This is a genomic window from Streptococcus mitis (assembly GCF_946188585.1).
Lineage (GTDB): Bacteria > Bacillota > Bacilli > Lactobacillales > Streptococcaceae > Streptococcus > Streptococcus mitis_DG.
Genome location: NZ_CAMHVI010000001.1, coordinates 435154 through 462058, shown reverse-complemented (window position 1 = coordinate 462058; position 26905 = coordinate 435154). Strand labels below are relative to the sequence as shown.

Below are 26905 nucleotides of genomic sequence, written 5' to 3'. Positions count from 1 at the left end.
ACTATAATACTAATATGTAGGAGGTTGTTTTAATGAAAAAAGAAGAATGGTTAGAAAAGTTTGAAGAGGAAAATGGTCGTAAACCAACTCCAGAGGAGTTTTCAAAAGCTAGTGATTCTGGAGAATTTAACTTTGAAGATTTAGACCAGCGTATGAGTTTTAAAAGTAAATTTATAAATAAAGAAGTTCCGAATACAATACAAGAAATTAAGGTTGGAAATAGTCATGAACTTCGTTCGTTAAAGAATGAAATTCAAGTACTAGATCAAAATTTAGCACAAGAATTTTTTGCATTAGGAATGAAAGTGTATCAAGGGAATATTCAGGGAAAAACAATTGAAGTGTCAAATGAAATAGATTCTATAATAAAACTCAATATAGAAAACTATTATAAAAAACAGTTATTTAATGAGATGGTTTCAGATGGTAAATCTTGTCTTTCATGTGGTGCCTCTATCAGAGAAACGGATAGGTTTTGTGCCATCTGTGGAAATGATGTCCAGGCAATGGAAAATCATGAAAAAAATACTCGTAAATCATGTAATCTTTGTGAAATAGAACAATCGGGTTCGAATACATTCTGTGCTTGTTGCGGAAAAGAATTTGAATAGGAGATTTTTATGGATAAAAATAATTTTTTTTATGATAAATTAAAACATAATGATTCTGTTCAAAAATTTTTAAAAAATGCAGATTCAATGATATCCTGTTCGAAATGCTCTAACAATATAAGCGATTCAAATTATTGTAGTAAATGTGGTGAAAATAGTATCGTAGTAACGAAAGTAAATCCAAATTATCTTACTACCTTTATGGAAACTTCTCAAAAATATACCCAAATTACAAATCTTAAAAAAAATATTATTGTTGACTGGACTAAATCCAAGTTGGAGCAGTTTAATATTTTTATTAGTGATGAAGTAATATATACAAGAAGTAATCATCATAAAATTTTTTTGAACATTCTTAGATTGGTATCTCTATTTGTATTAACTCATACCTTATTTTATACTTTCCATGTTGGCAACATTTCTGTTTTTCTTTTGAGGCTTTTCCTATCAGTTGGGCTCTTTTATTATTTAGGATTGTTGGTGATTTTTGCTCATAAATTGACAGGAAATGCTTATTTTAGAAATAGTATTTTATTATTTTATCTGTCTTTAATAGAGTTTACTTTGGCATTTTTTGCTTATCCGCTCTTTAGTGGTTGGTTTTTATTATTATCAATTTTATTTTTAGTATTGGTTATTGTTCCAACAGAAAAAGTTTTATCAATTTTTGATAAACTTTTAGTATTGACCAGAGAAGCAGATAGTAATGTAATGTCGAAAAATACACAAACAGAATTATTACTTAATCAATCTCTTAGCCACAATGCTGTAGTATCCTCAAAGTCAAATACAGCTGGAGCTGTTGCTAAAGTATTAGGAGTAATCATTGTATTTACAGGTATTGTATTAGGTGGAATTTTCTATATGACAAATTCAGCAGATGGAAGTTACTCACTTGGTATAAAAGGAACAGCTGAAGTCAAAGTAAAGATTCTATTTGTCAATGTAGACGGGGAAATAGTGGTATTAGGAAAAAGCCAAAAATTTAAAGGAAATGTAGATTGGGTTAATCAAAAGATTGAAATCAAGTTACCTGTAGCAGTACCTGGTATAGGAGATAGAATATCTGGGACATACAAAAAAGATAGTCAAGGAAATCTTATGGTTGGAGCTGATAATATTAATCCAATTCAGCTAAAAAGAGATTAGGAGATACAACTATGAGAAGTAGAAAACGAGTAAAAAACAGTGAAGAAATTAACGAATATAATCATAATGCTGTGGGGAAATCAGAAGTTATCTCTACAGCTAAGGCTATTCAAAGTTCTTTTAAAATAAAAGTCTATATTGGCATTGCCATTAGTCTCTTGGTTGTTGCAATCCTAGCAAGCCTCTTATTATTCTCACCTAACGCAAAGAAAGAGTCAAATGAAGCCATTTCTTCAGTTGCTAAAAAAGAGAACACAAGTAAAGAAGCGATAGATACTTCGAAAGCGTCTGAGAATGAGAAGAAGAAAGAAGAGGAAATCCAGAAACTTAAGGACCAACTGACTGATTTAGATACCAAGATTACTGAAGCAGAAGCACTTGTTAGCAAGTTAAAAGAAGAAACGACTGTTCCGAAACTGGATATTGAAGCACTAAGAAATAATGATTTATCTAGTTTGAAAGGTACATGGCGTACACCGTCGGGCAATGAATATGTCATTAATGAGTCTGGTGAAATTTATATAACTAGCTTTAGAGATGGTCAAAAATTTGAATATACTGTTGAATTGGACAACAGTTACTCTCATCTGAAAAATCGAAGTTCAGATTCCAAATTTAAAGAAGTTGAAAGTCTAAGTGCACACACTAAAGGTTCTGTCGCAGGAGGATTTGTGGTAGTTGCTGTACCAAGTGGAGTTGTAATGCAACCTGGTGATGATGGAAAACTGACAGATAAAAGCAATCATGACGAGGAGAGACTGTTTGCAGGACAGCAGTATGAAGCGATGTTGTTGAGACCAGAAGATGTTTATTATCGTGTAAAACCAGATACTAGTAAACTTGAGGAAGAAGAGAAACATTTAGCTCAACTACAGGCTGAACGCGAAGCAATCAAAACTTCTCTAGAATCTAAGGAAAAGAAAAATACGAACTAGAAAAAACTAGTTTAGAATCTAACTGTCGATTGTTTTAGTTCAGAAATACTGTTGCAATCACTAGAATGAAGAAGCTCATTGGGGCTTCTTTTTCTTTCATTTTAACTATTGAACCACTTAGACCGAGATAGAGACCAGATAGGCAAAAGAACTTGTTCTTGAAACTGACCTCTGCTATAATGATTTTTGTAAGGGACGTGAGGCGTCACTATCAGATAACTCAAGTTCCTAAAAAAGCAATTGGAGATAAAAATGAAAAAATTATTAGGTATTGGATTCTTGCTAGTTTCAGCTTTGGTTTTGTATTTTGGTTCTGTTGGATGGCCAAGTTTGGATGTAAACCTCTGGTCACTCATTCCGGTTGGTCTGTTCCTCTTTTTCACTCTAGAGAATTTTTTGAAAAAAGACTACAAGGCTAGTCTGATGTGTTTAATTATTGCTTTTATCATTGCAAATGCAATTTTAGACCTTTTGCCAATTTCAAGTGGCTTGGTAATTGGAGCGGGCGTACTAGCTTGCATTGGTATTGGATACCTCTTTCCTGATAAAGATACAAAAGAAGACAAATAGAAAAGGCCTCGAGGTTTCTCGAGACCCTTTTTTACTTACCAGCGTAATATTTTTGAATTCCTTTCACGATACCTGCTACAAGCTTATCTTGATAGTGGCTATCTCGAATCTGTTGATTTTCAGCGAAATTATCTATATAACCAAGCTCTAGGAGGACGGCTGGTTTAGCAGTTTCTCGAAGAACGGCAAAGCTTCTTTCCAATAAACCAGCATCTTTAGCACCAGTTTCAGCTAACAATGAAGAGTGGATAGCTGCTGCGAGGCGCTTGCTCTCACTTATACGGTCAGGATGGTTATGCCAGTATGGGTTGATTTTACTTGGATAATCAGGATCATCACTATAGGAATAGGTTTGAATTCCACTAGCTCTAGAGTACGCGCTGCCAGTCGCATTGAAGTGAATACTAATAAAGATATCAGAGTTAGTCTTGTTAACCATACGAGAACGCTCTGTAACAAAATCTACATCAATATCACTATCACGTGAAGTAAGAACTTTGTAGCCAAGTTCTTCTAACTTTTTGCGTAATTTACGATACACCTGCATGTTGAGGTCTTTTTCAGCGACATTGTAATAGTATGCACCTGAGTCTCTTCCACCATGTCCAGGATCTAAAAAGATGGTTCTACTGTATTGGCCTTTTACAAAACCAACTTCTTTTGAGACCTCAGAAATCCATTGACCATTTTTGTGGAATAGATGGTCTTTACCGTCAATTTTGTAAGTTCCGGAAACATAATGTCCATTATCGTCTAAGTAGTAGCGAGCCTTATAAGTGTCGTCGTAAATCCACTCTTTTTTAGCCATATAACCACCAGCTTTGAGATAGTAAGCTCCAATCCATTCTTTTGATGCATACATTCCACCACGCTTCAAAAAGAACCAGCTATTATAGTTTTTATCAAATATCCATTCATTATCAGCCATGGCTCCATTGGTTTTTAGATAATAGCTTCCCGACCATTTATCGGCTAACATAGCTCCATCTTGAGCAAAAGAATACCAAGAACCGCTGATTTTTTCCCATTTGTTTTGGACAAATTTTCCAGATGCGTTCGCATAGAACCAAGTATCTTTAATTTTTACCCAGCTATTTTCAGCCATAGCACCACTGTTATTAAATAGGTAGCCCTTAAATGTAGTTGAGCTCAACATGATTCCCTTTTTATCAAAGTAGTACCAAGAACCATTGACTTTCTCCCACTTGTCCTGAGAGATTTTTCCAGAGGATGTGGCATAATACCAATTTTGGTCGATTTTTGCCCAGCCGTTTGTGGCCATAGCTCCACTTTTGGTCAGTAAATAGTTATCAAAAGTTGTATTACTAAGCATGATTCCATCTTTGTCAAAGTAATACCAAGCACCACCAATTTTCTCCCATTTATTCTGAGAAATTTTTCCAGAAGAATTAGCGAAGTACCATTTTCCATTGATAAAGTTCCAACCGTTTTCAGCCATCACTCCATCTTTATTGAAAACATAACTATCAAAGGTTGTATTGCTTAGTCGATGGCCATCTTTATTGAAGTAGTACCACTTTCCTTGGATTTTTTTCCAGTTGGTAACAGGTTTGTTGTGTTCGTAAAAGCGCCAGTTATTATTTTCTTCCTGCCAACCTTCTTTGACTTTTTCAACTTTTTCTTCTTTTTTTACTTCAGACTTCTTCTCTTCTGTAGCAGGATTTTTTTTCTCTATTTTTTCTTCTTTATCATCAATTTTAGAAGAATTGTCTGTTTTTTCGACCTTCTCTTTCGATTTTTCTTGGTTTTCGATTTTTGAAGTACTTGAATGAGGAATTGTCACATTTTCTCGTACTACCTCTGCTTTATTTTCTTGAGCTTGGGCAGTTGTTTGAGTGTATCCTAAAATAGATAAGGCAACTGCACTAGCAAGTAAAACCTTTTTCATATTAAACTCCTTTTGTTTTTTTGCTTATTATAATAAAATCTTGCTGATTTCTCAACTATCAAACTGAACTTCTTCTAGTAGATAGTCGATAAAGCGTTCGCCCATCTTGGATAGGCTGGTTTTTTCATGCTGGATATAGACCAACTCAATTGGGTCATCAATATCCAGTGGGATAGAAACGATATTGTCTCCGTTGAGGTTGCTGTTCAAAATCCCTGTCGCAATGGTATAACCATCCAAACCAATCAAGAGATTAAAGAGGGTAGCACGGTCGCTGACTACGATAGATTTTTTGTGGTATTCCTGCGAGAGAATCTCTTCTGAAAAGTAGAAGGAGTTATGGGTTCCTTGGTCATAGCTGAGGTAAGGGAAGTTTTCCAAATCAGATAGTTTGACCTTGTCTTTCTTTGCCAGAGGGTTGGTCTTGCTGACAAAGATATGAGGCTGGGCGGTAAAAAGATGGTGAGCCAGCAGGTGGTTGTCATCCAGCATTTTGGTTAAAACATCACGGTTGTAGCTGTTTAAGAAGAGGACACCGACCTCACTACGGAAGTTCTTGACGTCGTCGATAATTTCCCAAGTCCGAGTTTCACGAAGGAAGAGCTCGTATTTCTCCATATCGCTTTTCTTGAGCAAAGAGACAAAGGCATTGACCACAAAGGCATAGTGCTGAGACGAAACGCTAAAGAGTTCGCGGTGGGCGACAGGATTTTTATAGCGTTCCTCCAGAAGTTGGGTTTGCTCGACAACTTGACGGGCATAAGAGAGGAACTCCATCCCATCACGGGTCAAGGTGATGCCCTTAGGATTGCGGATAAAGATCTCAATACCCATTTCATTTTCTAAATCTCTCACAGCATTGGAAAGACTTGGTTGGGTGATAAAGAGCTGCTTGGCTGCCTCATTCATGGAGCCGGTTTCGACGATTTTGATAATATAGTGTAATTGTTGAATTCTCATGTTTTTATTGTACCACACTTGCGTCAGAATCGCCAAAGAAGATAGGAAAATCAGGAGCATTGTGTGAGTCTCTTCTTGAAAAAAACACAAAATTTTGCTAGAATGAGTCTTATGAAAACATTCTATGATGTGCAGCAATTCCTCAAACGATTTGGTATTATTGTTTATATGGGAAAACGCTTATATGATATTGAGCTGATGAAGCTGGAACTCTCTCGAATTTACGATGCAGGGTTGATGGACAAATTAGACTATCTAGAAGCAGAAGCAGTTCTTCGCAGAGAGCACAAGGTAGAATTGGATTATATTGAGAAAAATGGAGAGAAGAACTAATGGTTACTTGGATTTTGTGGGCACTTATACTAGCAATGTTGGCATGGATGGGCTTTAACTATCTCCGTATTCGTCGTGCGGCTAAAATCGTGGACAATGAGGAATTTGCAGCCTTGATTCGTACGGGTCAATTGATTGATTTGCGCGACCCAGCTGAATTCCACAGAAAACATATCCTTGGTGCCCGAAATATTCCTTCAAGCCAGTTGAAGACTAGTCTTGCAGCCCTTCGTAAAGATAAACCTGTCCTTCTTTACGAAAACCAACGTGCGCAACGTGTCACAAATGCAGCACTCTATCTGAAAAAGCAAGGTTTCTCTGAGATTTATATCCTTTCTTATGGATTGGATTCTTGGAATGGAAAAGTGAAGACTAATTAACATAAGCTAAATTCTCAAACTAAGTTCCGATTTGGGTAGACAAGTGGACGTTTCTTTGAGAAAATGCTATGATTAATATGATAAAAAAACGTATAGTATTATATAGACAAAACCTATTTCTTTTGATATAATTTAGTGGTAATAATTTTAGGAGTTTTATAATATGAAAGAAAAGAAGAAATCTTCCCTTGTTTTAGGTATCCTATCTATCGTTCTTGGTTTGCTATCTCCAATCGTGGGTCTTGTTTTGGGGATCATTGGTCTAGTCTTGGCTAATTCACATCAAAAAGAATCTGAATTAGACTATAAAACAGAACGAATTCTAAATATCGTAGGAATTGTAGTTTCTGTAATTAACTGGGTTGCAGGACTCCTCTTAATGATGCACTAATCAGGATTCTAACAAAAAAAGCTTTATTTTTAAAAGCTTTTTTGTTTTATCCACTCTTCTCGGTTCAAGAACCGGATAACATAGTGCTAACATTTTTCACCCAATTTGATAAAGCCGATTTTTATGGTATTATTCATTTGTGTTTAGTTTAAGGAGTTTTTAGAAAATGCAAGAAAAGAAAAAAAATCCACTTTTTGTGGGTATCTTGTCGATTATTCTTGGTTTGTTATTTCCATTGGGAGGTATTGGTTTAGGTATTACCAGTTTATTGTATGCTAACTCACTTCAAAAAGAATCTGGACTAGACTATAAAACAGAAAAAATTATAGCTATTGTAGGGATTGTAGTTTCCGTAATTAATTGGGTTTTAGGATTGATTCTTTTTAGGAATTAACTAGTGTAAAACAAAAAAGCTTTATTTGAAAGCTTTTTTGTTTTATCCACTTTTCTCTAAGTAGTTTTTAATGATTTTCAATTCCTCTTGGTTTAAGGGACGGTATTGACCTTCTGCTAGTTCTGGGTCTAATGTAAACTCACCAAACTGAATTCTTTTGAGGGAGGTCACCTTGACACCAACCGAGAGAAACATTTTCTTGACCTGATGAAATTTCCCTTCTGAAATGGTGATAGAGGCTTGGCTGTGGGAAGGACTTGCAGATAGAATCTCTAGCCTTGCAGGTTTACAGACAGTGCCATCTAAAAAGACAATTCCTTTTTGAAAGGCTTGGATATGGGCAGGTGACAGGAGGCCATTAACCTCAACTTGGTAGGTCTTATCGACATGGTATTGGGGATGGAGGAGCTGAAAGCCCAAGGGACCGTTGTCGGTCAAGAGGAGGAGTCCAGTCGTATCTCGGTCCAGTCGACCGACGGCATAGAGCTTGTCAGACTGGATGTCAGGCGGAAGGAGGTCCATGACGGTTGGAAGTTTCTTGTCTTTGTTGGCTGTAACGACACCAGCAGGCTTATGAAGCATAAGATAGGTGTGCTCATAGCCTTGAATGATTCGGTCCTGAAAAAGGAGTTCCTGTAGTCCTGTATCGATATTTTGGGCTAGGGAGCGGGCTGGGCAACTATCGACTAGAATTTCTCCTTTAAGTAAGGCTTGTTTCATGGCCTTTCGGCTGATTTTTTCTTGGGCTAATAAATTATCTAAACGCATACTGTGCCTATCTTATCATAAGTTGTTTGCTTTGAAAAGGCTTGACGTGAAAAGAAAAGCGGAGTGAAAACATTTACACTTGCTTGAGTTATGTTATTTACTTGAAAATATGGTATAATCTTTCAGTTAGAAAATAAATTTTGAATATTATAGAGGAAATCATGACAAAATTAAGAGAAGATATCCGTAACATTGCGATTATCGCCCACGTTGACCACGGTAAAACAACCCTCGTTGACGAATTATTGAAACAATCAGAAACGCTCGATGCACGTACTGAATTGGCTGAGCGTGCTATGGACTCAAACGATATCGAAAAAGAGCGTGGAATTACCATCCTTGCTAAAAATACAGCCGTTGCCTACAACGGAACTCGTATCAACATCATGGACACACCTGGACACGCGGACTTCGGTGGAGAAGTTGAGCGTATCATGAAAATGGTTGATGGTGTTGTCTTGGTCGTAGATGCCTACGAAGGAACCATGCCACAAACTCGTTTCGTATTGAAAAAAGCCTTGGAACAAGACCTTGTCCCAATCGTGGTTGTTAACAAAATCGATAAACCATCAGCTCGCCCAGCAGAAGTAGTGGACGAAGTCTTGGAACTTTTCATCGAGCTTGGTGCTGATGATGACCAGCTTGACTTCCCAGTGGTGTATGCTTCAGCTATCAACGGAACTTCTTCATTGTCAGATGATCCAGCTGACCAAGAAGCTACTATGGCACCAATCTTTGACACGATTATCGACCACATCCCAGCTCCAGTAGATAACTCAGATGAGCCTTTGCAATTCCAAGTATCACTTTTGGACTATAATGACTTCGTTGGACGTATCGGTATCGGTCGTGTCTTCCGTGGTACTGTTAAGGTTGGGGACCAAGTTACCCTTTCTAAACTAGATGGTACAACTAAGAACTTCCGTGTTACAAAACTCTTCGGTTTCTTTGGTTTGGAACGTCGTGAAATCCAAGAAGCTAAAGCAGGTGACTTGATTGCCGTTTCAGGTATGGAAGACATCTTTGTCGGTGAAACCATTACTCCGACAGACGCAGTTGAAGCTCTTCCAATCCTACACATCGATGAGCCAACTCTTCAAATGACTTTCTTGGTCAACAACTCACCATTTGCTGGTAAAGAAGGTAAATGGGTAACTTCTCGTAAGGTGGAAGAACGCTTGCAGGCAGAATTGCAAACAGACGTTTCCCTTCGCGTTGACCCAACTGATTCACCAGATAAATGGACTGTTTCAGGACGTGGAGAATTGCACTTGTCAATCCTTATCGAAACAATGCGTCGTGAGGGATATGAACTTCAAGTATCTCGTCCAGAAGTTATCGTCAAAGAAATCGACGGTGTTAAATGTGAGCCATTTGAACGTGTTCAAATCGATACTCCAGAAGAATACCAAGGATCTGTTATCCAAAGCCTTTCTGAACGTAAGGGTGAAATGTTGGATATGATTTCAACTGGTAATGGTCAAACTCGTTTGGTCTTCCTTGTTCCAGCGCGTGGTTTGATTGGATATTCAACTGAGTTCTTGTCAATGACTCGTGGTTATGGTATCATGAACCATACCTTCGACCAATACTTACCATTGATTCCAGGGGAAATTGGTGGACGTCACCGTGGTGCCCTTGTTTCTATCGATGCTGGTAAGGCTACAACTTACTCAATCATGTCTATTGAAGAACGTGGTACAATCTTTGTCAACCCAGGTACTGAGGTTTACGAAGGAATGATCATCGGTGAAAATTCTCGTGAAAACGACTTGACAGTTAATATCACTAAGGCGAAACAAATGACCAACGTTCGTTCAGCTACTAAGGACCAAACAGCTGTTATCAAGACACCTCGTATCTTGACACTTGAAGAGTCTCTTGAGTTCTTGAATGATGATGAGTACATGGAAGTAACTCCTGAGTCTATCCGTTTGCGTAAACAAATCCTTAACAAGGCAGAGCGTGAGAAAGCTAACAAGAAGAAAAAATCAGCTGAATAAGAGCTAGAAAGAGATAAAGATGGTTTATTTAATCATAGGACTCCTCTTATTACTACTCTATGTATTTGCGACACCAGAAAGCATTAAAGGGACAGTCAATATCGTCCTTGTCGTCTTTGCTTTCGTAGCACTTTTGATTTTATTAATGCTGTCTGTCCTGCAAATCTTTCAGCTACCGACAGAATTCTTCATCGCAGTCGCTATGCTCTTCCTAGCATACTTTAGCTTGCGAGATATTACCCTCATGTCGGTTAATAAAAGTAAAAGAAGATAAAAAGAGAGTTTCGGCTCTCTTTTTGCTTGTTAGAATGCCTAATCTGAGCATTTTCATTTAGAATTATTTCCATAAAAATGGTAAAATAGTAAGAGTAGAAATGGAGTTCGAGACATGAAAGTAATAGATCAATTTAAAAATAAGAAAGTCCTTGTTTTAGGTTTGGCTAAGTCTGGTGAATCTGCAGCTCGTTTGTTGGACAAGCTAGGTGCCATTGTGACAGTAAATGACGGAAAACCTTTCGAGGACAATCCAGCTGCCCAAAGTTTGCTGGAAGAAGGGATCAAGGTTATCACAGGTGGCCATCCTTTGGAACTCTTGGATGAAGAGTTTGCCCTTATGGTGAAAAATCCAGGTATCCCTTACAGCAATCCCATGATAGAAAAGGCTTTGGCCAAGGGTATTCCAGTCTTGACTGAGGTGGAATTGGCTTACTTGATTTCAGAAGCACCGATTGTTGGTATTACTGGTTCAAATGGAAAGACAACCACAACGACGATGATTGGGGAAGTTTTGACTGCCGCTGGCCAACATGGTCTCTTATCAGGCAATATCGGCTATCCAGCCAGTCAAGTGGCTCAAACTGCGTCGGACAAGGACACGCTTGTCATGGAACTTTCTTCTTTCCAACTCATGGGCGTTCAAGAATTCCATCCTGAGATTGCGGTTATTACTAACCTCATGCCAACTCATATCGACTACCATGGTTCTTTTGAGGAATATGTGGCAGCCAAGTGGAATATTCAGAACAAGATGACAGCGGATGATTTTCTTATTTTGAACTTTAACCAAGACTTGGCAAAAGAATTGGCTAGCAAAACACAAGCTACTGTTGTACCATTTTCAACACTTGAAAAGGTTGATGGAGCTTATCTGGAAGATGGTCAACTCTACTTCCGTGGAGAAGTGGTCATGGCAGCTAGTGAAATCGGTGTTCCAGGTAGCCACAATGTGGAAAATACCCTTGCAACTATTGCAGTAGCCAAGCTCCGTGGTGTGGACAATCAAACCATCAAGGAAACTCTTTCAGCCTTTGGTGGTGTTAAGCACCGTCTTCAATTTGTGGATGAAATTCAGGGTGTTAAGTTCTATAATGATAGCAAGTCAACCAATATCTTGGCTACCCAAAAAGCCTTGTCGGGATTTGACAACAGCAAGGTCATCTTGATTGCAGGTGGTTTGGACCGTGGTAATGAGTTTGACGAATTGGTGCCAGACATTACTGGACTCAAGAAGATGGTCATCCTGGGTCAGTCTGCAGAACGTGTTAAACAGGCAGCAGACAAGGCTGGTGTTTCTTATGTGGATGCGACCGATATTGCAGATGCGACCCGCAAGGCCTATGAGCTAGCGACTCAAGGAGATGTGGTTCTTCTCAGTCCTGCCAATGCCAGCTGGGATATGTATGCTAACTTTGAAGTACGTGGCGACCTCTTTATCGACACAGTAGCGGAGTTAAAGGAATAATATGAAAAAAATTGTCTTTACAGGTGGGGGGACGGTTGGACACGTCACCCTCAATCTTTTGTTAATGCCCAAGTTCATCGAAGATGGCTGGGAAGTTCACTATATCGGGGACAAGCGTGGTATCGAACACCAAGAAATCCTCAAGTCAGGTCTAGATGTCACCTTCCATTCTATTGCGACTGGAAAATTGCGTCGCTATTTCTCTTGGCAAAATATGCTGGATGTCTTCAAAGTTGGTTGGGGAATTGTCCAATCCCTCTTTATCATGTTGCGACTTCGTCCACAGGCTCTTTTTTCGAAGGGAGGCTTTGTCTCAGTACCGCCCGTGATCGCTGCGCGTGTGTCAGGAGTGCCTGTCTTTATTCACGAATCTGACCTGTCTATGGGCTTGGCCAATAAAATCGCCTATAAATTTGCGACGAAGATGTATTCAACCTTTGAGCAAGCTTCAAGTTTGTCTAAGGTCGAGCATGTGGGAGCAGTGACAAAGGTTTCAGACCAAAATACTCTAGAACCAGATGAATTGGTGGATATTCAAACCCACTTTAATCCAAAATTGCCAACTGTATTGTTCGTTGGCGGTTCTGCAGGTGCTCGTGTCTTTAACCAATTGGTGACAGACCATAAGAAAGAGCTGACAGAGCGCTACAATATTATCAATCTAACTGGAGATTCTAGTCTGAACGAGTTGAGCCAAAATCTTTTTCGTGTTGATTATGTGACCAATCTCTATCAACCCTTGATGGAATTGGCTGACATTGTTGTGACGCGTGGTGGTGCCAATACGATTTTTGAGCTCTTGGCCATGGCAAAATTACATGTCATTGTGCCACTTGGTCGTGAAGCTAGTCGTGGTGACCAGATTGAAAATGCGGCTTACTTTGTTAAGAAAGGCTATGCAGAAGAGCTTCAAGAAAGTGATTTGACCTTGGATAGTTTGGAAGAGAAGCTTTCTCACCTACTAAGCCACAAGGAAGACTATCAATCCAAGATGAAGGCTTCTAAGGAATTGAAATCTCTAGCAGATTTTTATCAATTATTGAAAAAAGATTTATCATAAGGAAAGTAAATGTCAAAAGATAAGAAAAATGAGGGCAAAGAAATCCTCGAAGAATTTAAAGAGTTATCAGAATGGCAGAAACGAAACCAAGAATACCTAAAAAAGAAGGCTGAAGAAGAGGCGGCCCTAGCTGAGGAGAAGGAAAAGGAAAGACAAGCTCGAATGGCTTCAAAATCTGAAAAATCAGATGAAACTGAAGACAAAGAGAGTGAGCCTGAACCAAAAGACCCAGAATCAGATAAGGAAGACGCTAAGGAAAAACTAGAAGAGACAGAAGACGTCAAAAAAGAAGTAGCCAAAGAAGAACAAAAATCCAAAGAGCCAAAGAAACAGAATAAACAGGATAAAAAAGTAGAGAAAAAGCCTGTAAAGGAAAAACCGGCTAAACCGAAAATTCCAGGAGTTCATATCTGGCGGGCTATCTCGATTTTGTTTCTAAGTCTGCTTTTATTGGTCGTCTCTGCCTACTTGCTTAGTCCTTATGCGACCATGAAGGATATTCGTGTTGAGGGAACAGTGCAAACTACAGCTGATGATATTCGACAGGCTTCAGGTATTCAGGATTCGGATTATACGATTAACCTTCTGCTAGACAAGGCAAAATATGAAGAACAGATCAAGTCTAATTATTGGGTTGAATCAGCTCAGCTTGTCTATCAATTTCCAACTAAGTTTACTATCAAGATCAAGGAATATGATATTGTTGCCTACTATGTTTCTGGTGAAAGTCATTATCCAATTCTTTCCAGTGGGAAGGTGGAGACCAGTGCGGTTAGTTTGGTGAGTCTGCCAGAAACATATTTGTCAGTTCTCTTTAATGACAACGAACAAATCAAAACCTTTACCTCAGAACTTGCTCAAATTAGCCCTGAACTCAAGGCGGCTATCCAAAAGGTGGAATTAGCCCCAAGCAAGGTGACTTCAGATTTAATTCGATTGACCATGAACGATTCGGACGAAGTTTTGGTTCCACTTTCTGAAATGAGTAAGAAATTGCCATACTATAGTAAGATTAAGCCTCAATTGTCAGAACCGAGTGTGATTGACATGGAAGCTGGAATTTACAGTTACACTGTGGCGGATAAATTAATTATGGAGGCTGAGGAAAAAGCCAAACAAGAGGCCAAGGAAGCTGAGAAGAAACAGAAAGAGGAAGAGAAGAAAAGGCTGGAAGAACAGCAAAATAAACTAGAAGAGGAAAGGAAAAAGCTGGAGGAAGAGGGCAATCAAAACCAAACGACCCGACGTTCATCGCGTCGCTAGGCTTACCTTTTCTCCTATAGCTCTTTAGTTGCCATGTTTTTACTTGACAAGTGCTAGTAGAAATAATAGAATAGTAAAAAACCTTTAAAGCAGTCCAGAGAGGCAGCTAAGGTTAGACGGTGAAAGGGTGGAGACTACCCATTTTTCGTGGAACCTTGCTGTTGGCAGGTTCCTTTTTTCGTGGCTTCTGTTGACCAGACTCTCTCACTAGCAAAGGTAAAAGGAGAAACCTATGCGAGAACATCGTCCAGTCATTGCTCTTGATTTTCCTAGTTTTGAGGCAGTCAAGGAATTCTTAGCTCTTTTTCCAGCAGAAGAAAGCCTTTATCTCAAGGTAGGGATGGAGCTCTATTACGCAACAGGGCCTGAGATTGTGTCTTACTTGAAAGGTCTGGGTCACAGCGTCTTTTTGGATCTCAAGCTTCATGACATTCCTAATACAGTCAAGTCAGCCATGAAGGTCTTGGCTCAGCTTGGTGTGGATATGACCAATGTTCATGCGGCTGGTGGTGTGGAGATGATGAAGGCTGCGCGTGAAGGTCTTGGAAGTCAAGCGAAGTTGATTGCTGTAACGCAGCTGACCTCAACATCAGAAGCTCAGATGCAGGATTTTCAGAATATCCAAACCAGCCTGCAAGAGTCTGTAATCCACTATGCTAAGAAAACAGCTGAAGCGGGCTTGGATGGTGTCGTTTGTTCGGCTCAGGAAGTTCAACTTATCAAGCAGGCCACCAATCCAGATTTTATCTGTCTAACACCGGGGATTCGTCCAGCAGGAGCTGCTGTTGGAGATCAAAAACGTGTGATGTCCCCTGCTGATGCCTATCAAATCGGTAGTGACTATATCGTAGTGGGACGTCCCATTACCCAAGCTGAAGATCCTGTTGTAGCTTATCATGCCATCAAGGATGAATGGAACCAAGACTAGAATTAAAGAAATAGATTAGAAAAATAAAAGGAGAAGACCATGACACTTGCTAAAGATATCGCTAGCCACCTCTTGAAAATTCAAGCAGTTTACCTCAAACCAGAGGAGCCTTTCACTTGGGCATCTGGTATCAAGTCACCGATTTACACTGATAATCGTGTGACACTAGCCTATCCAGAAACTCGTACTCTCATTGAAAATGGTTTTGTAGATGCTATCAAAGAAGCCTTTCCGGAGGTTGAAGTGATTGCAGGAACTGCGACAGCAGGGATTCCACACGGAGCTATTATTGCTGACAAGATGAATCTGCCATTTGCCTACATCCGTAGCAAACCAAAAGACCACGGAGCTGGTAATCAAATCGAAGGCCGCGTAGCTCAGGGTCAAAAAATGGTAGTGGTTGAAGACCTTATTTCAACAGGTGGTTCTGTTCTTGAAGCAGTAGCAGCTGCTAAACGAGAAGGAGCAGATGTGCTTGGAGTTGTAGCGATTTTCAGTTACCAATTGCCAAAAGCAGATAAGAACTTCTCAGACGCAGGTGTCAAACTTGTGACGCTTTCTAACTACAGTGAACTTATCCATCTAGCTCAAGAAGAAGGTTATATCACACCAGAAGGCTTGGATCTCCTTAAACGCTTTAAAGAAGACCAAGAAAATTGGCAAAATGCTTAAGATATAGAAAATCAGGTAGTCACTAGGATTACCTGATTTCTTTTGTGATTTCATTGAGTATTAGTCAACTTTTCCGCCTTCAACAACAAGGTCATCTGCCTTGGCAGCGTCACCGTAGGTTGGGTGAAGTGTTTTTTCATAGGCCTTGTGGAAGAAGTTTTCCTTGCCTAATTTTTCAATATCTTTATTGATGAAGTCTAGCAGTTCTTGGTTGCCTTTTTGAACTGCTGCTGCGATAGTATCTGGATCACCGAGGGAAGTAATACCGACTTCAAATCCTTTATTTTCAAGCGCCCAAGCTAGGACTTCCGTATTGTCAGTAGAGAAGGCATCTCCACGTCCGTCAAGAAGGGCTTGGTAAGAGTCACTGTATTGGTCATATTTTTGGAGTTTGATTTCTGGATGATTTTTTTCAAAATAAGTTTCAGCGGTCGTTCCTTTTGTAACAATCAAGGTTTTGCCTTCTAATTGTTTGACATCTGTAATAAGACCAGTCTTAGGTGATACGACACCCAGAGAAACTTTCATGTAAGGAAGGGCAAAATCAACTTGTTTCTTACGTTCGTCTGTTACTGTAAAATTGGCAAGAGTAATATCTACCTTGTTTGAAATCAGGTATTCAGCACGGTTGGCAGCATCGACTGAAACGTATTTAACCTTCACGCCAAGGTCTTGCGCTAATTGGTTCCCAAGCTCAATATCGTAACCTTTGTAAGAACCATCATTGTCAACGTAACCAAACGGTTTCTTGTCTCCAAATACGGCGATTCGTAGCTCACCGCTTTTTTTAATTTCATCGATTGTGCGAGCCTTGGCAGTGGTTTTACCAGACGATGAGCCAGCCTTTCCACCAGAGCTACAAGCTGTGACAAAGATAAGGGCAAAGGCAAGTGCCAAAACAGTTAAAAGTGGTTTGAATAGTTTCATAAGAATCTCCTTTATAGATATGAGCCAAATTGGCTAAAGTCAAAGACATTTAAAAATTCCTGGGCTCGTTTGGTTTGCGGATTGGTGAAGAATTCCTGAGCCGTTCCTTCTTCAGCGATTTTTCCTTGGTCTAGGAAGATAATGCGGTCTGCAATGGCTTGGGCAAACTGCATTTCATGAGTTACTAGAATCATGGTACGGCCTTCTTGAGCTAAGTCATTGATGAGTTCCAGAACTTCACGCACCATCTCGGGGTCCAGTGAAGCAGTCACTTCATCAAAGAGGATAATTTCTGGATGCATAAGCAGGGCACGGACAATCGCAACCCGTTGTTTCTGTCCGCCAGATAATTGGCGCGCAAAGCTATGTTGCTTATCCAGCAAACCGACACGTTCTAGTAGTTGTAAAGCTTCTTCTGTTACTTCTTTTTTGTCCCGTCCCTGTGCTTTGATAGGGCCTAGGATGAGGTTTTGAAGGACATCCAGATGGGGAAAGAGTTCATAGCTTTGAAAGACCATGCCAATCTTTTGGCGAACTAAGTGAAAGTCTTTCTGATTACCAATAATGGACTGGCCATCTAGAAGAATATCTCCACCTTGAATACTTTCTAAGCCATTGAGGCAACGAAGCAGGGTACTTTTCCCACAACCAGATGGGCCAAGGATGACCACAACTTCCCCTTTTTTGATATCTAGAGAAAGACCTTGGAGGATAGGATTGTCTCCGAAGGATTTTTTTAGTTCCTTGATTTCTAAAATAGTTTCAGACATTTAGTTCCTCCAATGTTTTTCTAAGTGAGTGGATAGTTTGGAAATAGGAAAGCAGACTGCAAAATACAAGACCAGAATGGTTCCGTAAATCCAAAAGGAAGCGGTTGGGATAGTCAAGCGATTGCTATCGATGATTTGCTGTCCAACCTTGGTCACTTCAACAACCCCAATCAAAACAACTAAAGAAGTGGTTTTGATCATCCGAGTGACAAGGTTGATGGCCTGCGGTAACAGTCTTCTCAAGACCTGTGGGATGATGATGTGGTAGTAAAGTTGAACATTGGTCAAGCCGAGCGCCTGTCCACTTTCAAACTGATGCTTAGGGAGGGAAGTGATAGCTCCACGGACCAAGTCCCCCATTTCAGCTGTTCCCCAGAGGGTAAAAACGATAATAGCAGAAGCCTCTCCTGAGATATTGATATTAAAGTTTCGAGCTAATCCGAAATAAACGATGAAGAGTAGTACTAGCTGGGGCATGATACGGATGAATTCCAGATACAATCGTGTTAAAAATCGTACGATTCTAGAATGGGAGGTCATGATGATTCCCATGACTGTTCCTAAAATCATGGATAAGAGAACAGACAGGATGGATATCCCAATCGTAACTCCCAGTCCCTGTATGATTCTCAGGAGATTATTTCCCTGAAAGAGTACTTGGATTCCCGAATCCTGCATGGCGGAGCCTCCTTTCTATCCAGCTAAAGACCAGTGAGATGGGTAGCAGCATAATCAGATAAGCACCTACTAACATAGCTAGCGCAATGTCTGTCTCATAGTAGAGCCCAATCAAGTCCTTGGCGACGTACATGAGGTCTGCCAAAGCAACTGCTGAGAAAACAGAGGTTTCCTTGAACAGGAAAATGACATTGGCACTAAAAGATGGTAGGGCCACCGCTGTTGCTTGTGGAAGAACCACATAGCGAAAGACCTGTATAGGTGTCAGACCGATGGCTAATCCAATCTCATGCTGGGTTTGACTGACAGCTTCAAGTCCGCTTCGGAAAGATTCTGCCATATAGGAGCCTCCTAAAAAGACCAGTCCTAAAGTGGCACAGACTTCTGAAGATAGGACAATCCCGATTCGGGGAAGTCCGAAGTAGAGAAAGAAGAGTTGAATCAAAAGGGGCGTGTTGCGTGACAATTCGATGTAGGCTGTTGCTATTTGCGCCAAAACAGGGATGCGGTAATGCCGGATGATACTAACGATTAAACCGAGCAGAAAGGATCCCAGAATCCCCCAAACTGCAATATGCAAGGTTAGGAGAAAAGCCTTTTGATATAGTGGTAGATATTGTTCAGCAATGGACCAATCCAAAAATAGAACCTCCCATCTAGAAATAATACAGTTATTGTAGCACTTAAAAGCTCCTTTGGATAATATCTATTTTTTATTGCCGTTATAAGGATTTTTTATCATAGACACAATCTTTCTGAAATTTCCAAACAAAATATTTGAAAAGTTTTGAAAAAAGAGTTAAGATATTTTTGTAATATACAAAGTAAACGCTTACTTATTAAGGAGGGCATTTTATGTCATACAAAACAAGCAATGCAGAAGGCCATGTAGATTTCATCAATACCTATGATTTGGAGCCTATGGCGCAACAGGTTATTCCTAAAGCAGCATTTGGCTATATCGCTAGTGGAGCGGAAGATACTTTCACTTTACGCGAGAACATTCGTGCCTTTAACCACAAACTCATTGTTCCGCATACACTTTGCAATGTAGAAAATCCAAGTACAGAGATTGAATTTGCGGGTGAAAAACTATCTTCACCAATCATTATGGCGCCTGTTGCGGCTCATAAATTGGCAAATGAACAAGGTGAAGTAGCTACTGCGCGTGGTGTGCATGAGTTTGGTTCCCTCTATACAACCAGCTCTTACTCTACTGTTGACCTTCCTGAAATTACGGAAGCCCTTCAAGGGACACCTCATTGGTTCCAATTTTACTTTAGTAAAGATGACGGAATCAATCGCCATATCATGGACCGTGTCAAGGCTGAAGGTTATAAAGCGATTGTCTTGACGGCAGATGCTACTGTAGGGGGTAATCGTGAGGTTGATAAGCGTAATGGTTTTGTCTTTCCAGTTGGCATGCCGATTGTTGAAGAATACCTGCCAGAAGGTGCTGGAAAATCAATGGACTTTGTTTATAAATCAGCTAAGCAACGCCTATCTCCACGTGATGTAGAATTTATCGCTGAATACTCAGGTCTTCCTGTGTATGTCAAGGGGCCACAATGCCGTGAGGACGTTGAACGTTCGCTTGCTGCAGGAGCCTCTGGTATCTGGGTAACCAACCACGGTGGCCGCCAAATCGACGGTGGACCAGCTGCCTTTGACTCACTTCAAGAAGTAGCAGAAGCAGTTGATAAACGTGTGCCAATCGTTTTTGACTCAGGTATTCGTCGTGGTCAACACGTCTTTAAAGCCTTGGCTTCAGGAGCAGACTTGGTAGCTATTGGTCGCCCTGTTATCTATGGCTTGGCCCTTGGTGGTAGTGTCGGTGTACGCCAAGTCTTTGAACACTTGAATGCGGAATTGAAGACAGTTATGCAATTGTCTGGAACTCAGACTATTGAAGATGTCAAACACTTCAAGCTTCGTCACAACCCATACAATCCAACCTTCCCAGTTGACCCTCGTGACTTAAAATTGTATTGATAAAACAGCTTGCCTCCACTGAATGTGGAGGTTTTTCTTCGTCTATAGGAAGAATAAATCACCATTGAAAACTATATAAATATATTTTTCAGTCAAATATCTTGCTAGGGCTTTCATTTTTTGCTATACTGGTCCAGTAATTAAATAATAAAGACATTTGGGGTGCTTTAAGCTGAGATGATACCCATTGAACCTGCTACAGTTAAGACTGGCGAAGGGAAATGTGAAACGTTTTTTTCGTATGTCGAAATGAACGGTCTAATCGTGTAAGTCAACTCTAATTCTTGATTGTAATTAGAGTTTTTTGTTTATATAAACTGGATGAAGGCGATACAAAGCATTTAGGTAGCTCTTCTTGAACGCCCTTGATTTTCTTTAAAAAGATCAAGTAAAACTAGGATTTTCTTGGTGTTTTGTTGATTACGAACAAGTAAAGAGAGGAAAAATAAATATGGAAATACAAGACTATGCATTTGAGCCAGGTTTGATTGTTGGAGAATTATTAAAAAGCAGTCAGAAGGATTGGCAGGATGCAATCAATCATCGTTTTGTTAAGGAACTTTTTGCGGGGACACTTGAGAATAAGGTCTTAAAAGACTACCTAATTCAAGATTATCACTTCTTTGATGCCTTTTTATCCATGCTAGGTGCTTGCGTAGCCCACGCAGACCAACTTGAATCCAAGCTTCGTTTTGCCAAGCAACTAGGCTTTCTTGAAGCAGATGAAGACGGTTATTTCCAAAAGGCTTTCAAAGAGTTAAAAGTAGCAGAGAATGACTATCTAGAAGTGACCTTGCACCCTGTAACAAAAGCCTTTCAGGATCTTATGTATTCGGCAGTGGCTTCACCAGACTATGCCCATCTTTTGGTTATGCTGGTCATTGCAGAAGGTCTCTATTTAGACTGGGGTTCTAAAGATTTGGCACTACCTGAAGCCTATATTCATTCGGAATGGATCAATCTCCACAGAGGTCCTTTCTTTGCAGAGTGGGTTCAATTTCTTGTTGATGAACTTAATCGTGTCGGGAAAGGTAGAGAAGATTTGACAGAACTTCAGGAACGCTGGAATCAAGCAGTTGCTTTAGAATTAGCCTTTTTTGATATTGGTTATGACGCCTAGAGAAAGTTTAGGATATTTACAAATTTGATGAGGTAATTCTCTTCGAAAATCTCTTCAAACCACGTCAGCTTCACCTTAGATTATATATGTGACTGACTTCGTCAGTCTTATCTACAACCTCAAAGCAGTGCTTTGAGCAACCTGAGGCTAGATTCCTAGTTTGCTCTTTGATTTTCATTGAGCATAAATCATTCAATGTAAATAAAAAAATTTCTTAACGAAAGATAGAAATAAATCGAAATCAGTAGATCGTATAAAGTGAAAAGGAAGGATTTCAATATGACAAGTTTAAAATTATTAAAAGAAAAAGCACCTTTGGTCATTTGCATAACCAATGATGTAGTAAAAAATTTCACAGCAAATGGATTAGTAGCACTGGGTGCATCACCAGCTATGAGTGAGTTTCCTGCTGATTTAGAGGATTTATTAAAGTATGCTGGAGGTTTATTGATTAACATTGGGACTTTAACGGATGATAATTGGAAGCTGTACCAAGAGGCACTAAAAATTGCTGAAAAATATAATGTCCCTGCAGTATTAGATCCTGTAGCCTGTGGAGCAGGAGAATATAGAAAAAAAGTAGCAGATGATCTAATCAACAATTATAAACTAGCAGCGATTAGGGGAAATGCTGGCGAGATTGCTTCTTTAGTAGGGATAAATGTGGCATCTAAAGGAGTAGATAGTGCGGGCGTAGATAATATTGATGAAATTGCTCTAGCAGCAAATAAGAAGTTCAATATTCCTATAATAGTAACAGGTGAAGTGGATGCTATTGCGGTTAATGGAGAAGTGGTAACGATTCATAATGGTAGTGCCATGATGCCAAAAGTTATTGGGACAGGATGCTTATTAGGTGCTGTAGTAGCAAGCTTTATCGGACTAGAAAAAGGTCAAGAATTGAAATCATTAGAAACAGCAATGTTGGTTTACAATATCGCTGGAGAAATGGCAGAAAAACGTCCAAATGGACATCTTCCTGGAACATTTAAAGTTGAATTTATAAATGCCTTATACGAGATTACAGATGAAGATGTAAAGGAATTCAAAAGAGTGAAGTAAAATGTTTCATAAGGAATTATTAAAACTATATTTTATTTGTGGAACGACTACTTGCCAAGGAAAAGATCTATATACAGTCGTTGAGGAAGCCTTAAAAGGTGGTATAACTTTATTTCAATTTCGTGAAAAAGGTGAGGGAGCTTTAGAAGGCAAAGAAAAAGTCGAATTAGCAATTAAACTACAGGATCTTTGTAGAAAATACAATGTTCCGTTTATTGTTAATGATGATATTGAGTTAGCATTGGAAATAGATGCTGACGGCGTACATGTAGGTCAAGACGATATTGGTGTTGATGAAATTAGAAAATTGATGCCAGATAAAATAATTGGTCTTTCTATAAAAAACGAGGCAGAATTTCAACAATCAAAAGTTGAATATGTAGATTATGTTGGTGTTGGTCCTGTATTTGATACCCAGTCAAAGGATGATGCTGGTGGCGCTATAGGTTATGAAGGTCTTAAATTGATGAGAACACTATTGCCACAAATGCCCTTAGTTGCAATTGGTGGGATACAGACGCAACATATTAAAGACATTATGAAGACCAATATGGATGGTGTTTCAATCATTTCAGCGATCTCCTACTCTAAAAATGTAGAGAAAACTGTTCGAGAAATGAGTGAACAATAGCTATCGATCTAACCAAAGAAAGATCTGCTGTCTTTGTGAGTGCAAGTCTGTATTTCCAGTTCAATTTCTTGAACTGAAAAAAATCGTTTGTTATAATATTTATATAATTAAATAATAAAGACATTTGGGGTGCTTTAGGCTGAGATGATACCCATTGAACCTGATACAGTTAAGACTGGCGAAGGGAAATGTGAAATGGTTTTTTTTTCGTATGTCGAAAAGAACTGTCTAATCTTGTAAGCAAAACTCTAATTCTTGTGTGTGATTAGAGTTTTTTATTTTTTACTAGATAGACTAGATGCAGAGTATGATGGCAGGTCTCTCTTAAATGCCCTATGTCTTAAAAGGAGTTTTTATGTTTAAAAAATGGCGTTTAAAAGATGTTATCTTGCTTGCTTTCTTGTCTATCTTTTTTGGTGGCGTTTTTGTGGGCTCAGGCTATCTGTTTGATATCCTCACTCTGATTTTAGCCCCTCTTGGTTTGCAGGCCTTTGCTAATGAAATCCTCTTTGGTCTCTGGTGTATGGCTGCGCCCATTGCTGCTATCTTTGTTCCAAGAGTTGGAAGTGCGACGATTGGAGAAGTGTTAGCTGCACTTGCTGAAGTCCTTTATGGTAGCCAATTCGGTCTAGGTGCCCTTTTGTCAGGATTGGTTCAAGGTTTGGGAAGTGAACTTGGTTTTATCGTAACCAAGAATCGCTATGAAAGTTGGCTCTCTCTAACTGCCAATAGTATTGGGATTACGCTTGTTAGCTTTGTCTATGAATACATTAAGTTAGGTTACTACGCCTTCTCCCTTCCTTTTGTTCTTTCCTTGCTTGTGGTACGCTTTATTTCTGTCTTTTTCTTCTGTACCATCTTGGTTCGTGCTATTGTCAAACTCTATCATCAGTTTGCAGCTGGGGGCAAGGCATAGATGGGGCTGGAACTACGAGCGATTCAGTCCCCAATCTTCTCTGAGCCGCTTGATTTTACTTTTCATGCGCAATCCTTTACCTTGTTAGTTGGGAGCAGTGGTTCAGGAAAATCCAGCCTCTTTCAAATAATTGCCCAAGTCAGTTCTCTTCCCTATAGAGGTCAAGTCCTGATAAATGGGAGCGAGGTCAGTCAGCTTTCTATCATCGAACGTGTCCAGACGGTTGGTATTCTCTTTCAAAATCCCAATCATCAATTTACCATGGAGAACTTGTTTGAAGAGCTGATTTTTACCTTGGAAAATATTGGCCATCCTGTGCAAGAGATTGATGCTAAAATTGCTGAGGTGGTCCGGCAATGCCGCTGCAAGGCAATCTTGCACCGTCCCATCCATCACTTATCGGGTGGGGAAAAGCAAAAGGCTGCCTTGGCGGTTCTCTTTGCCATGAATCCTAAGGTCTATCTCTTGGATGAACCCTTTGCTTCCATTGATCGAAAGAGCAGGATAGAGATCTTAGAGATTCTAAAAGAGTTGGCCTCTGATGGGAAGACAGTCATCTTATGCGACCATGATTTGACGGACTATGAAGCCTATATCGACCATATGGTGGAGCTAAGAGATGAACAACTAAGGGAAGTATTTCAAATCCCTACCTCTGAGATGACACAGGTTGCTTCAAAGGAAGTTGCTTCTAGTCCAGAACTATTCCATATGGATCGAACGACTTGTGAGCTGGATAATCGCCCCCTCTTTTCGATTGTGAATTTTACATTTTACCAAGGGATTTCCTGTATCTTGGGAGACAATGGTGTCGGGAAATCAACCCTCTTTCGGTCTATTCTTCAATTTCAAAAGTATAAGGGGCGCATTACCTGGAAGGGGACAGTCCTGAAAAAGAAAAAGAGTTTGTATCGTGACTTGACGGGTGTTGTTCAGGAAGCTGAGAAGCAGTTTATCCGAGTTAGTTTGCGAGAGGAACTTCAATTAGATAGCTCAGATTCTGAAAGAAATCAGCGAATTCTTCAAGCTTTACGATATTTTGATCTGGAGCAGGCGCTTGATAAGAGTCCCTATCAATTAAGTGGTGGTCAGCAAAAGATTCTACAGCTCTTGACCATCTTGACCAGCAAGGCGTCTGTGATTTTGCTAGATGAACCATTTGCTGGTTTGGATGATAGAGCTTGCCATTATTTTTGTCAGTGGATTGTGGAGGACAGAAATCAAGGAAGAAGTTTTCTGATCATTAGTCATCGTTTAGATCCCTTGATCTCTGTGGTTGATTATTGGATTGAGATGACTAGTCAGGGTCTCAGTCATGTGAAAGAAGTGACAATTACCAAACCACTCACATCTCAAAGTATCAATACCCAAGGGGAGGTGAGATAGTATGGTCAAAGTAGCAACCCAGACACCGATTATCAGTCTCTTCTTGCTGATTTTATCCTTGGAAACATCTTTCGTTCCTTCGATTGCTCTGAATCTCTCGGTAGTCGCATTTTGTATTCTCTTTATGCTCTATTACCGTCGATTTAAAGTATTGGCTTGGATGATTCTGCTCGCCATTTTGCCATCCTTTGCCAACTACTGGGCAGTTCAGTTACATGGAGATGCTTCGCAGGCAGTCATGCTTGGAACGAGGGCCTTTGTGACAGTTTGTATCGGCCTTGTCTTTGTTTCCTCTATTTCCCTAAAAGAGCTTCTCTTGTACTTGGCTCAAAAGGGGTTATCACGGTCTTGGGCCTATGCCTTAATTGTGGTATTCAATTCCTTTCCCCTCATTCAGCAAGAAATCAAGTCTCTCAAGGAAGCTTGCTTATTACGTGGTCAAGAACTTCATTTTTGGTCGCCCCTGATTTACAGTAAGGTTTTGATGACGGTCTTTAGATGGCGGCATCTTTACCTGAGAGCTTTGTCTGCACATGGATATGACGAACATGAGCAGTTGGAGAATAGCTATCGGACTTTTTATATTTCTAAAAAAACAAAATTAATCTACCTGCTGTTCTTTTTATTACTTCAAACCAGTCTATTTTTATAAAGGAGTTATTATGGAATTTACAGATATTGCGATGGAATTATCCAAGGAAGCTTGGCAGGCTTCCTTTCATCACCCATTTGTATTACAGTTACAAGAGGGAGATTTAGATCCGTCCATCTTTCGCTATTACTTGATTCAGGATGCCTACTATCTGAAGGCCTTCTCAGAAGCCTATCACCTCTTGGCTGATAAGACTTCAAACCAAGAGATGAAAAGACTCTTGAAACAAAATGCTCAGAGTCTAGTGGATGGTGAGTTGTTTATCCGCCAACAATTTTTCAAGGAATTAGGAATCAGCGACCAGGAAATGGAGCAACATCCAATCGCTCCAACCTGCTATCATTACATTTCTCATATTTATCGACAATTTGCAGAGCCGAACTTAGCCATTGCTTTTGCAAGTTTGTTGCCTTGTCCTTGGCTATATCATGATATAGGCAAATCACTTAATCTTAAACCATCACCAAATCCTCTCTACCAACAATGGATTGAAACTTATATTACGGATGAGTTGGAGCAGCAGATCACAGAGGAAGAGGCTCTGGTCAATCAACTCTATCGAGAAAGTGACGAGACAGACAAGAAAAAAATGCTAGATGCCTTCCACATCAGTGTTCACATGGAAGCCAAGTTTTGGGAAATGGCCTACCAACATCAGACATGGAAGAGCGATTTACAGTCTTTAAAAACAGGAGAAGAATAGT

General features: G+C 39.7%; 30 protein-coding genes and 2 riboswitches. Of the genes, 23 read left to right on the top strand and 7 right to left on the bottom strand.

Translation table 11 applies throughout. The features are described from left to right. The first annotated feature begins 32 nt into the window (after positions 1 to 32). The 4 genes from N8M66_RS02305 (at position 33) to N8M66_RS02290 (ending at position 3265) form a co-directional block, all read left to right on the top strand. Positions 33 to 611 (top strand): hypothetical protein, encoded by a 579-nt coding sequence (locus N8M66_RS02305; RefSeq protein WP_261045371.1) that lies wholly within the window; start codon positions 33 to 35, stop codon positions 609 to 611. A gap of 9 nt (positions 612 to 620) precedes the next feature. Continuing rightward, positions 621 to 1760 carry a hypothetical protein gene (locus tag N8M66_RS02300; RefSeq protein WP_261045370.1) on the top strand — a complete coding sequence of 380 codons (1140 nt, stop codon included), beginning with the start codon at positions 621 to 623 and terminating at the stop codon, positions 1758 to 1760. Between the two features lie 11 nt (positions 1761 to 1771). After that, positions 1772 to 2695: a DUF6287 domain-containing protein gene (locus N8M66_RS02295; protein ID WP_261045368.1), complete on the top strand. Its 924-nt coding sequence runs from the start codon at positions 1772 to 1774 to the stop codon at positions 2693 to 2695. 252 nt (positions 2696 to 2947) lie between these two features. Further along, entirely contained in the window at positions 2948 to 3265 is a 318-nt protein-coding gene (locus tag N8M66_RS02290; protein ID WP_004269832.1) for a hypothetical protein, read from the top strand. Positions 3266 to 3296: 31 nt separating this feature from the next. Here the strand turns inward: N8M66_RS02290 and N8M66_RS02285 are convergent, their stop codons facing one another. Then, entirely contained in the window at positions 3297 to 5174 is a 1878-nt protein-coding gene (locus N8M66_RS02285; RefSeq protein WP_261045366.1) for an N-acetylmuramoyl-L-alanine amidase, read from the bottom strand. A 51-nt stretch (positions 5175 to 5225) separates the two neighbouring features. Next, on the bottom strand, positions 5226 to 6134 hold the full coding sequence (locus N8M66_RS02280) for a LysR family transcriptional regulator (RefSeq protein ID WP_084926873.1): 909 nt from the start codon (positions 6132 to 6134) through the stop codon (positions 5226 to 5228). A 63-nt stretch (positions 6135 to 6197) separates the two neighbouring features. Between N8M66_RS02280 and N8M66_RS02275 the strand changes: the two genes are divergently transcribed. The 4 genes from N8M66_RS02275 to N8M66_RS02260 all read left to right on the top strand — a co-directional run bounded on the left by N8M66_RS02275 (position 6198) and on the right by N8M66_RS02260 (position 7632). Continuing rightward, a complete protein-coding gene (locus tag N8M66_RS02275) occupies positions 6198 to 6467 on the top strand; it encodes a YqgQ family protein (protein WP_000051787.1) in 270 nt (89 codons plus the stop codon). Then, positions 6467 to 6847 carry a rhodanese-like domain-containing protein gene (locus N8M66_RS02270; RefSeq protein WP_201058300.1) on the top strand — a complete coding sequence of 127 codons (381 nt, stop codon included), beginning with the start codon at positions 6467 to 6469 and terminating at the stop codon, positions 6845 to 6847. The genes N8M66_RS02275 and N8M66_RS02270 overlap by 1 nt, the downstream gene beginning before the upstream one ends. A gap of 163 nt (positions 6848 to 7010) precedes the next feature. After that, entirely contained in the window at positions 7011 to 7238 is a 228-nt protein-coding gene (locus N8M66_RS02265; RefSeq protein WP_049492311.1) for a hypothetical protein, read from the top strand. 166 nt (positions 7239 to 7404) lie between these two features. Next, positions 7405 to 7632, top strand: a complete 228-nt coding sequence (locus tag N8M66_RS02260; protein WP_261045362.1) for a DUF4190 domain-containing protein — start codon at positions 7405 to 7407, stop codon at positions 7630 to 7632. Positions 7633 to 7674: 42 nt separating this feature from the next. Here N8M66_RS02260 and N8M66_RS02255 read toward each other — a convergent pair whose 3' ends face one another. After that, the gene (locus N8M66_RS02255) at positions 7675 to 8400 is read right to left on the bottom strand and encodes a 16S rRNA pseudouridine(516) synthase (RefSeq protein ID WP_261045360.1); all 726 of its coding nucleotides are present in this window, start codon (positions 8398 to 8400) and stop codon (positions 7675 to 7677) included. 161 nt (positions 8401 to 8561) lie between these two features. Between N8M66_RS02255 and typA the strand changes: the two genes are divergently transcribed. The 7 genes from typA (at position 8562) to pyrE (ending at position 16067) form a co-directional block, all read left to right on the top strand. Then, positions 8562 to 10403 (top strand): translational GTPase TypA, encoded by a 1842-nt coding sequence (gene typA, locus N8M66_RS02250; protein ID WP_000164111.1) that lies wholly within the window; start codon positions 8562 to 8564, stop codon positions 10401 to 10403. 19 nt (positions 10404 to 10422) lie between these two features. Then, entirely contained in the window at positions 10423 to 10677 is a 255-nt protein-coding gene (locus tag N8M66_RS02245; protein WP_261045358.1) for a DUF3165 family protein, read from the top strand. A gap of 114 nt (positions 10678 to 10791) precedes the next feature. Continuing rightward, complete coding sequence (gene murD, locus N8M66_RS02240) at positions 10792 to 12144, top strand: UDP-N-acetylmuramoyl-L-alanine--D-glutamate ligase (RefSeq protein ID WP_261045355.1); 1353 nt, start codon at positions 10792 to 10794, stop codon at positions 12142 to 12144. Position 12145: 1 nt separating this feature from the next. Continuing rightward, positions 12146 to 13204 carry a UDP-N-acetylglucosamine--N-acetylmuramyl-(pentapeptide) pyrophosphoryl-undecaprenol N-acetylglucosamine transferase gene (locus N8M66_RS02235; protein WP_261045353.1) on the top strand — a complete coding sequence of 353 codons (1059 nt, stop codon included), beginning with the start codon at positions 12146 to 12148 and terminating at the stop codon, positions 13202 to 13204. Positions 13205 to 13213: 9 nt separating this feature from the next. Next, complete coding sequence (locus N8M66_RS02230; protein WP_261045351.1) at positions 13214 to 14467, top strand: cell division protein FtsQ/DivIB; 1254 nt, start codon at positions 13214 to 13216, stop codon at positions 14465 to 14467. Between the two features lie 232 nt (positions 14468 to 14699). Next, positions 14700 to 15395 carry an orotidine-5'-phosphate decarboxylase gene (gene pyrF, locus N8M66_RS02225; RefSeq protein ID WP_261045349.1) on the top strand — a complete coding sequence of 232 codons (696 nt, stop codon included), beginning with the start codon at positions 14700 to 14702 and terminating at the stop codon, positions 15393 to 15395. Positions 15396 to 15434: 39 nt separating this feature from the next. After that, complete coding sequence (pyrE, locus tag N8M66_RS02220; protein WP_004261667.1) at positions 15435 to 16067, top strand: orotate phosphoribosyltransferase; 633 nt, start codon at positions 15435 to 15437, stop codon at positions 16065 to 16067. A 60-nt stretch (positions 16068 to 16127) separates the two neighbouring features. Here pyrE and N8M66_RS02215 read toward each other — a convergent pair whose 3' ends face one another. The 4 genes from N8M66_RS02215 to N8M66_RS02200 are packed head-to-tail and all read right to left on the bottom strand — an operon-like array spanning position 16128 to position 19082. Next, positions 16128 to 16994, bottom strand: coding sequence for a cysteine ABC transporter substrate-binding protein (locus tag N8M66_RS02215; RefSeq protein WP_261045347.1), 867 nt, complete (start codon positions 16992 to 16994; stop codon positions 16128 to 16130). An 11-nt stretch (positions 16995 to 17005) separates the two neighbouring features. Next, positions 17006 to 17764: an amino acid ABC transporter ATP-binding protein gene (locus N8M66_RS02210; protein WP_261045345.1), complete on the bottom strand. Its 759-nt coding sequence runs from the start codon at positions 17762 to 17764 to the stop codon at positions 17006 to 17008. Next, the gene (locus N8M66_RS02205; protein ID WP_261045343.1) at positions 17765 to 18442 is read right to left on the bottom strand and encodes an amino acid ABC transporter permease; all 678 of its coding nucleotides are present in this window, start codon (positions 18440 to 18442) and stop codon (positions 17765 to 17767) included. It lies immediately after the preceding gene. Continuing rightward, the gene (locus tag N8M66_RS02200; RefSeq protein ID WP_261045342.1) at positions 18402 to 19082 is read right to left on the bottom strand and encodes an amino acid ABC transporter permease; all 681 of its coding nucleotides are present in this window, start codon (positions 19080 to 19082) and stop codon (positions 18402 to 18404) included. Before N8M66_RS02200 ends, N8M66_RS02205 begins: the two co-directional genes overlap by 41 nt. A gap of 215 nt (positions 19083 to 19297) precedes the next feature. On the opposite strand from N8M66_RS02200, the gene lctO reads away from it, so the two are divergent. The 8 genes from lctO (at position 19298) to tenA (ending at position 26904) form a co-directional block, all read left to right on the top strand. After that, positions 19298 to 20434, top strand: a complete 1137-nt coding sequence (gene lctO, locus N8M66_RS02195; RefSeq protein ID WP_000120723.1) for an L-lactate oxidase — start codon at positions 19298 to 19300, stop codon at positions 20432 to 20434. A 148-nt stretch (positions 20435 to 20582) separates the two neighbouring features. Then, a riboswitch (TPP riboswitch) is annotated at positions 20583 to 20671 on the top strand. Positions 20672 to 20885: 214 nt separating this feature from the next. Continuing rightward, complete coding sequence (locus tag N8M66_RS02190) at positions 20886 to 21554, top strand: TenA family protein (protein WP_261045341.1); 669 nt, start codon at positions 20886 to 20888, stop codon at positions 21552 to 21554. Positions 21555 to 21833: 279 nt separating this feature from the next. Then, positions 21834 to 22616, top strand: coding sequence for a hydroxyethylthiazole kinase (gene thiM / locus N8M66_RS02185; RefSeq protein ID WP_261045340.1), 783 nt, complete (start codon positions 21834 to 21836; stop codon positions 22614 to 22616). Position 22617: 1 nt separating this feature from the next. Next, entirely contained in the window at positions 22618 to 23247 is a 630-nt protein-coding gene (thiE, locus tag N8M66_RS02180) for a thiamine phosphate synthase (RefSeq protein ID WP_261045339.1), read from the top strand. A 115-nt stretch (positions 23248 to 23362) separates the two neighbouring features. Continuing rightward, a riboswitch (TPP riboswitch) is annotated at positions 23363 to 23451 on the top strand. Positions 23452 to 23602: 151 nt separating this feature from the next. Continuing rightward, entirely contained in the window at positions 23603 to 24163 is a 561-nt protein-coding gene (locus N8M66_RS02175; RefSeq protein ID WP_020900143.1) for an ECF transporter S component, read from the top strand. After that, positions 24164 to 25549 (top strand): ATP-binding cassette domain-containing protein, encoded by a 1386-nt coding sequence (locus N8M66_RS02170; protein WP_261045338.1) that lies wholly within the window; start codon positions 24164 to 24166, stop codon positions 25547 to 25549. A gap of 1 nt (position 25550) precedes the next feature. Further along, the gene (locus N8M66_RS02165; protein WP_261045336.1) at positions 25551 to 26201 is read left to right on the top strand and encodes an energy-coupling factor transporter transmembrane component T; all 651 of its coding nucleotides are present in this window, start codon (positions 25551 to 25553) and stop codon (positions 26199 to 26201) included. 10 nt (positions 26202 to 26211) lie between these two features. Beyond that, a complete protein-coding gene (gene tenA, locus N8M66_RS02160) occupies positions 26212 to 26904 on the top strand; it encodes a thiaminase II (protein WP_261045334.1) in 693 nt (230 codons plus the stop codon). Position 26905 lies beyond the last annotated feature (1 nt).

Bases quoted from the DNA above. Each gene is read 5' to 3' on its own strand.
- N8M66_RS02305 (WP_261045371.1), top strand. From the start codon at position 33: ATGAAAAAAGAAGAATGGTTAGAAAAGTTTGAAGAGGAAAATGGTCGT.
- N8M66_RS02300 (WP_261045370.1), top strand. From the start codon at position 621: ATGGATAAAAATAATTTTTTTTATGATAAATTAAAACATAATGATTCT.
- N8M66_RS02295 (WP_261045368.1), top strand. From the start codon at position 1,772: ATGAGAAGTAGAAAACGAGTAAAAAACAGTGAAGAAATTAACGAATAT.
- N8M66_RS02290 (WP_004269832.1), top strand. From the start codon at position 2,948: ATGAAAAAATTATTAGGTATTGGATTCTTGCTAGTTTCAGCTTTGGTT.
- N8M66_RS02285 (WP_261045366.1), bottom strand. From the start codon at position 5,174: ATGAAAAAGGTTTTACTTGCTAGTGCAGTTGCCTTATCTATTTTAGGA.
- N8M66_RS02280 (WP_084926873.1), bottom strand. From the start codon at position 6,134: ATGAGAATTCAACAATTACACTATATTATCAAAATCGTCGAAACCGGC.
- N8M66_RS02270 (WP_201058300.1), top strand. From the start codon at position 6,467: ATGGTTACTTGGATTTTGTGGGCACTTATACTAGCAATGTTGGCATGG.
- N8M66_RS02265 (WP_049492311.1), top strand. From the start codon at position 7,011: ATGAAAGAAAAGAAGAAATCTTCCCTTGTTTTAGGTATCCTATCTATC.
- N8M66_RS02260 (WP_261045362.1), top strand. From the start codon at position 7,405: ATGCAAGAAAAGAAAAAAAATCCACTTTTTGTGGGTATCTTGTCGATT.
- N8M66_RS02255 (WP_261045360.1), bottom strand. From the start codon at position 8,400: ATGCGTTTAGATAATTTATTAGCCCAAGAAAAAATCAGCCGAAAGGCC.
- typA (WP_000164111.1), top strand. From the start codon at position 8,562: ATGACAAAATTAAGAGAAGATATCCGTAACATTGCGATTATCGCCCAC.
- N8M66_RS02245 (WP_261045358.1), top strand. From the start codon at position 10,423: ATGGTTTATTTAATCATAGGACTCCTCTTATTACTACTCTATGTATTT.
- murD (WP_261045355.1), top strand. From the start codon at position 10,792: ATGAAAGTAATAGATCAATTTAAAAATAAGAAAGTCCTTGTTTTAGGT.
- N8M66_RS02235 (WP_261045353.1), top strand. From the start codon at position 12,146: ATGAAAAAAATTGTCTTTACAGGTGGGGGGACGGTTGGACACGTCACC.
- N8M66_RS02230 (WP_261045351.1), top strand. From the start codon at position 13,214: ATGTCAAAAGATAAGAAAAATGAGGGCAAAGAAATCCTCGAAGAATTT.
- pyrF (WP_261045349.1), top strand. From the start codon at position 14,700: ATGCGAGAACATCGTCCAGTCATTGCTCTTGATTTTCCTAGTTTTGAG.
- pyrE (WP_004261667.1), top strand. From the start codon at position 15,435: ATGACACTTGCTAAAGATATCGCTAGCCACCTCTTGAAAATTCAAGCA.
- N8M66_RS02215 (WP_261045347.1), bottom strand. From the start codon at position 16,994: ATGAAACTATTCAAACCACTTTTAACTGTTTTGGCACTTGCCTTTGCC.
- N8M66_RS02210 (WP_261045345.1), bottom strand. From the start codon at position 17,764: ATGTCTGAAACTATTTTAGAAATCAAGGAACTAAAAAAATCCTTCGGA.
- N8M66_RS02205 (WP_261045343.1), bottom strand. From the start codon at position 18,442: ATGCAGGATTCGGGAATCCAAGTACTCTTTCAGGGAAATAATCTCCTG.
- lctO (WP_000120723.1), top strand. From the start codon at position 19,298: ATGTCATACAAAACAAGCAATGCAGAAGGCCATGTAGATTTCATCAAT.
- N8M66_RS02190 (WP_261045341.1), top strand. From the start codon at position 20,886: ATGGAAATACAAGACTATGCATTTGAGCCAGGTTTGATTGTTGGAGAA.
- thiM (WP_261045340.1), top strand. From the start codon at position 21,834: ATGACAAGTTTAAAATTATTAAAAGAAAAAGCACCTTTGGTCATTTGC.
- thiE (WP_261045339.1), top strand. From the start codon at position 22,618: ATGTTTCATAAGGAATTATTAAAACTATATTTTATTTGTGGAACGACT.
- N8M66_RS02175 (WP_020900143.1), top strand. From the start codon at position 23,603: ATGTTTAAAAAATGGCGTTTAAAAGATGTTATCTTGCTTGCTTTCTTG.
- N8M66_RS02170 (WP_261045338.1), top strand. From the start codon at position 24,164: ATGGGGCTGGAACTACGAGCGATTCAGTCCCCAATCTTCTCTGAGCCG.
- N8M66_RS02165 (WP_261045336.1), top strand. From the start codon at position 25,551: ATGGTCAAAGTAGCAACCCAGACACCGATTATCAGTCTCTTCTTGCTG.
- tenA (WP_261045334.1), top strand. From the start codon at position 26,212: ATGGAATTTACAGATATTGCGATGGAATTATCCAAGGAAGCTTGGCAG.